The organism is Paenibacillus sp. TY11 (assembly GCF_059772165.1).
The window spans coordinates 58,112-64,682 of record NZ_JCBAIQ010000028.1; the positions used below are offsets into that span (position 1 = coordinate 58,112).

Genomic DNA, 6,571 nt, shown 5'->3' on the forward strand with positions numbered 1-6,571 from the left:
CTAAGAATGCAATGCTTACTGTTTGGGAGCAATAACCTCAATGCCTCGCATGTATGAACGCAGCACTTCCGGGATCACGATGCTTCCGTCCTCTTGTTGATAGTTCTCCAAAATAGCAGCCACAGTCCGCCCTACAGCCAATCCTGAACCGTTCAGTGTATGTACAAATTCAGGCTTCGCCTTCGAATCTGGACGAAACCGGATGTTCGCACGACGCGCTTGGAAGTCTTCTGTGTTTGAACAAGAAGAAATCTCGCGGTACATACCGCTCTCAGGCAACCACACTTCCAGATCGTACGTTTTGGCAGATGTAAAACCCATATCCCCAGTGCAAAGTGCCAGCACGCGATATGGCAGTCCTAGCAGCTGTAAAACACGCTCAGCATTATTCGTCATTTTCTCCAATTCCTCATAAGAGGTATCCGGGTGAACCAACTTGAGCATCTCTACCTTATTGAACTGATGCTGACGGATCAAACCGCGTGTATCACGTCCTGCTGATCCTGCCTCCGAGCGGAAGCAAGAGCTGTATGCCACATAATATTTTGGAAGCTGCTCCGCATTCATAATCTCTTCACGGTGGTAGTTCGTTACCGGAACTTCAGCCGTAGGAATGAGATAATACTCAGTATCACGCAGCTTGAACAAATCTTCTTCAAACTTCGGAAGTTGACCCGTTCCGTACAGACTGTCCCGATTTACAATGTATGGAGGAAGCATTTCTTCATAACCATGCTCACTGCTGTGCAGATCCATCATAAAGTTAATCAGCGCACGTTCTAAACGTGCTCCCAGTCCTTTGTAGAACGTAAAACGAGAACCCGTCACCTTAGCTGCAGCCTCAAAATCAAGAATATCTAGATCCTGGGCCAACTCCCAATGCGCTTTGGGTGTAAAAGAAAACTCTCGCGGCTCCGACCAGCGACGGATTTCTACATTATCCTCTTCCGAAGCGCCTACAGGTACTGTCTCATTGGGAATATTGGGAATGGACATCACCAGTTCGTCGATCTGAACTTCCAGATCGCGTACTTGCTCATCTAATTCTTTAATACGATCGGAGACTTGACGCATTTCTGCAATAAGATCATCCGCGTTTTCCTTATTCTTCTTCAACTTGGCTACTTCACCGGATACGACATTCCGACGATTTTTGAGTCCTTCGCTTTCCTGAAGCAACTCACGCCGGCTTACATCCAGATCTGTAAAACCATTAATCAGATCCAGAGATTTACCTCTGTTCTGTAAAGCTTTCTCAACCCGACCAAGCTCATTACGTAAAATCTTTATATCTAACACCGGTAATCCCTCCTACACTACAAACCTGACTTTCCGCTATTCGCGGACCATATCCACAAAATATTGATGTAACCGGTAATCGTCTGTTAACTCCGGATGGAAGGATGAAGCCAGCAAATGCCCCTGACGGGCTGCCACGATCTCGCCGTTATACTCAGACAATACATCTACTCCCGTTCCAACAGACTGTATTAATGGCGCACGTATAAACACAGCACGCACCGGTTCCTCAATTCCTTTAATGTTCAAGTCTGTTTCAAAGCTTTCTCGTTGACGACCAAAAGCATTACGCGACACTGTAATATCCATTAGTCCCAAATGTGCTTCTTCCTGTCCTTGAATCGTTTTAGCCAGTACAATCAATCCCGCGCAAGTGCCAAATACAGGCTTGTCTTGATTAGAAAACTGACGTATAGCCTCTATAAAATCATACTTGCGCATTAGCTTACCGATAGTTGTGCTTTCACCACCGGGGATGATAAGACCGGACAGCTCATCGAGCTGTTCGATCTTCTTCACCGCTATACCTTCCGCGCCCGCACGTTCAACGCTTCGTATATGTTCAGCCACAGCGCCTTGCAGCGACAATACACCTATTTTCATGCCGGTCCCTTCTTTCTTACCAACCACGATCCTGCATGCGCTCATGCGATGCCAGTTTGGAAATTTCAATGCCTTTCATAGGAGCTCCCAAGTTCTTGGATACTTCTGCAATCAGCTTGTAATCCGTATAATGAGTGGTCGCTTCCACGATTGCCCGTGCAAATTTCTCAGGGCTATCCGACTTGAAAATACCTGAACCTACAAAGACGCCATCAGCGCCTAAATGCATCATCAACGCGGCATCCGCAGGTGTTGCTACACCGCCCGCTGCAAAGTTGACCACTGGCAGCTTACCAAGCTCATGCACTTCCAACAGCAGTTCATAAGCAACTCCGAGGTTTTTGGCTTCTGCATACAGCTCGTCCTTCGACAGGTTTTGCACCTTGCGAATTTGACCGTTGATAAAACGCATATGCCGAACAGCCTCAACAATATTTCCAGTTCCCGGCTCGCCCTTTGTACGGATCATAGATGCGCCTTCACCGATACGACGCAGTGCTTCTCCCAGATCCTTGGCTCCACAAACAAATGGAACGGTGAACTCCCGCTTATCAATATGGAAAACTTCATCCGCAGGTGTCAACACTTCGCTCTCATCGAGATAGTCAACACCGAGAGATTCCAGTACCTTTGCCTCCACAAAGTGACCGATGCGTGCCTTAGCCATAACAGGAATAGAAACCACCTTCATAACTTCTTCCACAATCGTTGGGTCAGCCATACGAGCAACTCCACCAGCTGCACGAATATCCGAAGGCACCCGTTCAAGAGCCATTACAGCTGTAGCGCCTGCTGCCTCTGCAATTTTAGCCTGTTCAGCGTTCATGACATCCATGATTACGCCACCTTTTTGCATCTCTGCCATACCTCTTTTTACACGCGAAGTTCCCGTTTCCATGTCGTTGCCTCCTGTAAGGGTTACGTTTAGATTCTAACTTAATATTTTACCGCACGAACGCCAAATACACAATCATTTCAAGCTGCAAAATAAGTAATGAAAAACAAAGTCGGTCGGTTAGCTTTGTTTTTTTAGAAGAGGTTCTTAATTCCTTGGAACAGATCACCGAAGAAATCACCAATTGCCCGGAAAAGCATTCGGAACCAGCCGCCCTCTTCTACTGCCGTAGTAGTAACCAGATCAACAGTTTTCGTCTGACCTTTATCCACGCCATCCGTCTTGTATGTGTACGTAATTGTGCCGACTTTGGCCCCTTGCTTCAAAGGTGCCACGAGAGAGCTTTCCGGTGTAATGTTCGTTGTAAAGGTTACCTTAGGATTACTCGCACCCTTAGGTACGATAAAGCTTACTGCATCCTTGGTGACGATCGGTACTTCTGTTTCCGTACCTTTGGTCACAGGCACATTCTCAACACCCTTAACCACCGTCTTTGGAGCAATAACCTGCTTCACTTCAAAATTATCAAAACCATAGTTCAGCACTTTAGCTGTCTCTGTAAAACGATGAGGCTCTGAATCTGCTCCCATAACTACACTGATGAGACGCATTCCGTTGCGTTCAGCTGTACCTGTAAAACAGTTTCCAGCATTGCTCGTATGGCCCGTTTTCATTCCGTCCAAGCCGGGATAAGCAAACTTTCTAAAGTTAGTAATATTTTTATTTGCTTCTAACATCCAATTGTAGTTAATAATCGGTGCTTTGTCAGTCGGTCGGAATTTGTACGATTGAATTGTGGTAAACCGTGTATAATCCGGATGGTCCTTTATAATGTTACTAGCTAATGTCGCAGCATCTCTCGCTGTCATCACAGTTTCCCGGTCTGTGTCTGGTTGAAATCCTGTAGGCATATCCTTACGATCCAAACCAGTCGAGTTGATAAAATACGTATTTTTCATGCCCATTTTCTGAGCTGTTTCATTCATTAGTTTTACAAAGTCCTGCTCGGTTCCGGATACGCGTTCGGCAAGGGCTACTGTTGCATCATTAGCAGAACCTACCGCCATGGCAATATAAAGCTCTTCTACCGTATGTTGATCCCCTTGAGCCAAAAAAATACGTGATCCGATGCTCTTAGCAGCATTCTCGTTAACCGTAACCTTATCCGTCCACTTGAGTTTACCTTGCTTAACCTGCTCAGCCACGATGTATTCTGTCATCATTTTAGTCATACTTGCTGGCGGAAGCGGCTCATCTGGATTCATAGACAGCAATACCTGCCCTGTGGAAGGCTCGATCAAGATGGCCGAACGTAGTGCCAGACTAGGGGGGTTAATAGAACCTGTCCCCGTAATATTGGTTGCCTGTGTTGCCGCTCCAGCTGCAAAAGTAGCCACGCTCGAATCGAAATTTCCTACAACAGGCAATGCCGACATATACATCATATTAAGCACCATGACTGCAGTCACACTCTTTTTAATCATGCTGCGTTTTTTATTTTGCTTTAGATTATTCGGTTTCAAATGGATACAAACTCCTCTCGTACCTCAACCCGATCCGCTATGTATAACGAGCCGGTGGTTACAGCCTTAACTTGGCCAATGTAATTAATGTTTAATGTCTTAGTTTATTGGATTTCATCTTTATAAGTTCGGCCTATCATGAGCACGCTCTACTTGTTGTTTGTTTGAATCCAGCAAGGTACTCATTCAAGGGTACTAATGTGTCTTTACTTTCTCAACAATTTCTTAAAAAGGCGGACACCTGTCTATTCTATCACAGGGGTATCTCTAAAAAAAGACAGGCAGAGCGAAATGCGCTCTGCCTGTCGTCAAGTCTACTACATCTGAACTTTATAGAGAGTAGTTTGGTGCTTCTTTCGTAATTTGCACATCATGTGGATGGCTCTCACGCAGACCTGCACCTGTAATACGGATAAAGCTTGTATCGTTACGAAGCTCCTCAATATTAGCTGTACCGCAATAACCCATACCGGAACGAAGACCTCCCAACAGCTGATGAACAGTGTCGGAAAGTGGTCCTTTATAAGCAACGCGTCCTTCAATGCCTTCCGGTACTAATTTCTTGTCGTCATCTTGGAAATAACGATCTTTACTACCTTGCTTCATCGCAGCCATAGAGCCCATACCACGATATACTTTGAAGCGACGTCCTTGATAAATTTCGGATTCGCCTGGACTTTCTTCCGTACCTGCAAAAAGACTTCCCAGCATTACCGCAGAAGCCCCTGCCGCAATGGCCTTTGTAATTTCACCGGAGTATTTAATACCACCGTCAGCAATAATCGGAATATTATATTCACGTGCTACTGTTGCACAATCATAAATAGCTGTTACTTGTGGAACACCAATCCCTGCGATTACGCGTGTTGTACAAATGGAGCCTGGACCAATGCCGACTTTTACGACTGAAGCTCCTGCTTCAATCAATTCGCGCGTTCCATCACCAGTAGCTACATTACCTGCTACAATCGTCAGATCAGGATAAGCTTTACGCAACTTGCGAACCGCTTCAATAATGTTAATATGATGACCGTGAGCAGAGTCCACGACAATCACATCCACACCAGCTTTTACAAGTGCTTCAGTCCGATCAAACGTATCCTTGGAAATGCCGACAGCCGCACCGACCAGAAGACGCCCTTGTGCATCTTTCGCTGCGTTCGGAAATTGAATAGCTTTCTCAATGTCTTTGATGGTGATAAGACCCTTGAGATAATTTTCCTCATCGACCAAAGGTAGCTTTTCAATTTTATGTTTTTGCAAAATGACTTCCGCTTCCTGTAAAGTCGTGCCTACAGGTGCAGTTACCAGTTCTTCCTTCGTCATGACTTCACTGATTTTAAGGTTAAAATCGTGAATAAAGCGAAGATCCCGGTTAGTAATAATACCCACCAGTTTGTTTTCTTCGTTTACAACAGGTACACCAGAAATACGGTATTTACCCATAACTGCTTCAGCATCGGACACCAAATGATCCGGAGTCAATGAGAATGGATTGGTGATAACACCGCTCTCCGAGCGTTTAACCCGATCCACCTCTACCGCTTGCTGTTCAATCGACATATTTTTATGAATAATACCAATACCGCCCTCACGAGCCATCGCGATTGCCAACACTGCCTCAGTAACAGTATCCATACCAGCACTCATCAAAGGGATATTCAGTTTCACGTTATCACTCAAACGAGTCGCCACGCTTACTTCTTTGGGCAGAACCACCGACTTGCGAGGTACCAGCAAAACATCGTCAAAGGTAAGGCCTTCCTTACCGAATTTATCTTCCCACACCAAGATGATCCTCCTTCAAATTGTTTAGTCTGTATTGGTCTTGTTGTCTGTCCGACATGGACAAATCAAGGCTCTCTGAAAATATATTATTGCAATCTTAGCAAAGCGGTATAGGGGTGTCAAGCCTTCATCAACAGCCCTAACCCTTAGTATTTCCCTGTACAAACAACTGTACTCCTACGAAGGACAACCTTTAAAAATAAGTGTTTCCAAAGGTAATAGCTATTCACAAAAGCATATCTCCTTTTTGAATGCGCCGCATAGAAGCAATTATATAAGTGGTTTGTACCTTAACATACCAAAGAGGACCATGATCTCATTGAGATCATGGTCCTCTTTACTTGTTGCTTGGCGGCGTCCTACTCTCCCAGGACCCTGCGGTCCAAGTACCATCGGCGCTGGAGGGCTTAACGGTCGTGTTCGGGATGGGTACGTGTGGAACCCCTCCGCTATCGCCACCAAA

At 45.5% G+C, this 6,571-nt stretch carries 5 protein-coding genes and 1 rRNA gene; all 6 read right to left on the reverse strand.

The features are described from left to right. Positions 1-15: 15 nt before the first annotated feature. The 6 genes from serS to rrf all read right to left on the reverse strand — a co-directional run bounded on the left by serS (position 16) and on the right by rrf (position 6,571). Positions 16-1,299 (reverse strand): serine--tRNA ligase, encoded by a 1,284-nt coding sequence (serS, locus tag AC6EJC_RS23705; RefSeq protein ID WP_444956070.1) that lies wholly within the window; start codon positions 1,297-1,299, stop codon positions 16-18. A 36-nt stretch (positions 1,300-1,335) separates the two neighbouring features. Beyond that, a complete protein-coding gene (gene pdxT / locus AC6EJC_RS23710; RefSeq protein ID WP_444956071.1) occupies positions 1,336-1,902 on the reverse strand; it encodes a pyridoxal 5'-phosphate synthase glutaminase subunit PdxT in 567 nt (188 codons plus the stop codon). Between the two features lie 16 nt (positions 1,903-1,918). After that, entirely contained in the window at positions 1,919-2,800 is an 882-nt protein-coding gene (gene pdxS / locus AC6EJC_RS23715) for a pyridoxal 5'-phosphate synthase lyase subunit PdxS (RefSeq protein ID WP_444956072.1), read from the reverse strand. A gap of 131 nt (positions 2,801-2,931) precedes the next feature. After that, complete coding sequence (locus AC6EJC_RS23720; protein WP_444956073.1) at positions 2,932-4,320, reverse strand: D-alanyl-D-alanine carboxypeptidase family protein; 1,389 nt, start codon at positions 4,318-4,320, stop codon at positions 2,932-2,934. Between the two features lie 330 nt (positions 4,321-4,650). Further along, positions 4,651-6,108, reverse strand: a complete 1,458-nt coding sequence (guaB, locus tag AC6EJC_RS23725) for an IMP dehydrogenase (RefSeq protein ID WP_444956077.1) — start codon at positions 6,106-6,108, stop codon at positions 4,651-4,653. 346 nt (positions 6,109-6,454) lie between these two features. Continuing rightward, positions 6,455-6,571, reverse strand: a 5S ribosomal RNA gene (gene rrf, locus AC6EJC_RS23730).